We start from the raw sequence: 1,113 nt of genomic DNA, 5'->3' as shown, positions 1-1,113 counted from the left end.
AGCCAGCTCCCACATGGACCGTGCCCGCTTTTCATCGATGCGCACTTGGTCATCGTATAACTTCTGCTTGACAGCCCCCGAAAACCCCGCAAATATCCCTCGCAATGTTGTACGACAACGTATAACAAATAATAAAAACAACAAAATGGAAGGGAGCTTCACTGTGCCTCAATTCGCCCGCAATTCCTCCTCGCGTCTCGGTCTTATCAGCCTCAGCAGCCTGGCACTCGCCCTGTCCCTCAGCGCCCAGGCAGAAGGCTTTATCGACGATGCCAAAGCCACGCTCAACCTGCGCAATGCCTACTTCAATCGCAATTTCACCAACCCCACGTACCCACAGGCCAAGGCCGAAGAATGGACGCAGAACTTCATTCTCGACGCCAAATCCGGCTTTACCCAAGGCACCGTGGGCTTCGGGATTGACGTACTCGGCCTGTATTCTCAGAAGCTCGATGGCGGTAAAGGCACCGGCGGCACCCAACTGTTGCCGCTCGACAGAGATGGCCGCCCTGCCGACAATTTCGGACGCCTGGGCGTGGCACTGAAAACCCGGCTGTCCAAAACCGAACTGAAAGTTGGCGAATGGATGCCGGTACTGCCGATCCTGCGCTCGGACGACGGCCGCTCCTTGCCGCAGACCTTTCGTGGCGGCCAGGTAACCTCCAATGAAATCGCCGGGCTGACGCTCTACGGCGGGCAATTTCGCGGCAATAGCCCACGCAACGATGGGAGCATGGAAGACATGTTCATGAACGGCAAAGCCGCGTTCACCTCGGACCGTTTCAACTTCGGCGGCGGCGAATACACCTTCAACGACAAACGCACCCAGGTCGGCGTGTGGTACGCCGAACTCACCGACATCTACCAGCAGCAATACCTGAACCTGACCCACAGCCAGCCGGTCGGCGACTGGACGTTTGGCGCCAACCTGGGGTTCTTCAATGGCAAGGAGGACGGCAGCGCCCTGGCCGGCAACCTCGATAACAAAACCTATTCCGCCCTGCTCTCGGCCAAATACAAAGGCAACGCCTTCTATGTCGGCCTGCAAAAACTCACCGGCGACAGCGTGTGGATGAGGGTCAACGGCACCAGCGGCGGCACCCTGGCCAACGA

Annotated in this window: 1 protein-coding gene; it reads left to right on the top strand. The window is 58.2% G+C overall.

Features of this window, described 5'->3' with window-relative positions; all coding sequences use genetic code 11:
* Positions 1 to 163: 163 nt before the first annotated feature.
* Positions 164 to 1,113: OprD family outer membrane porin (locus tag FEM54_RS32945; RefSeq protein WP_138454326.1), on the top strand; the 950-nt coding region annotated here is incomplete at its 3' end.

It is taken from the genome of Pseudomonas edaphica (genome assembly GCF_005863185.1).
Classification (GTDB): domain Bacteria; phylum Pseudomonadota; class Gammaproteobacteria; order Pseudomonadales; family Pseudomonadaceae; genus Aquipseudomonas; species Aquipseudomonas edaphica.
Note: the sequence above shows the minus strand (reverse complement) of the source record. Positions and strands in the feature narration are given on the sequence as shown.